The sequence below is a fragment of the Roseateles sp. P5_B10 genome (genome assembly GCF_056400485.1).
This window is the reverse complement of record NZ_JBFULE010001761.1, coordinates 1-523: the sequence shown is the minus strand read 5'-3', so window position 1 is coordinate 523 and position 523 is coordinate 1. Positions and strand designations below refer to the sequence as shown.

At 62.7% G+C, this 523-nt stretch carries 1 protein-coding gene; it reads right to left on the bottom strand.

Annotated features, from left to right (window positions below):
• A partial coding sequence (locus AC1DU6_RS35770) for an autotransporter outer membrane beta-barrel domain-containing protein (RefSeq protein WP_477863385.1) occupies positions 1–523 on the bottom strand: 523 nt, incomplete at both ends.

The following is a 523-nucleotide window of genomic DNA, read 5'->3' as shown; positions in this document are numbered from 1 at the left end:
CCCATGAACTGCGTCGTCGCCCCCATGGCGATCTGCTGCGATCCCGTTGCAGTCTCGCCGGAGGCCTGCGTCAGCCCGGTGGCGGTCAGTCCGCCATAGACCAGCGGAATGCCGCCATTGCGGTTGAAGTAATTGACCAGCGCGCTACCGACGCCGGACTGATTGCCGCTGAGGCCGGTGTTCGGCGGCGCGATGAAGGCAAGCGCCAGATCCAGATAGGCATTGTTGGCGTCGTAGCTCAGGCTGGTCCTGAAGCCTGACGGCAGATTGCTGTTAACGAGCGCGTTGAAGGTGGTGCCACCAAGACCGCCGGTAGCGTTGAGGATGGTGTATTGCCTGACAACGTAAGAGCCCGCCGCGAAGCTGGCATTGACAGTGCCGCCGTTCAGCGTAGCGCTGCCGGTGACATTGGTGCGGTCGGATGAATACGGCGAGACCTCGACATTGTAGTTCGACCCGGCGCCGAAGGTCAGGTTGCCATTGACGGTGATGGTGCCGATCGAGTTGCCCGGCGCCAGTGTGC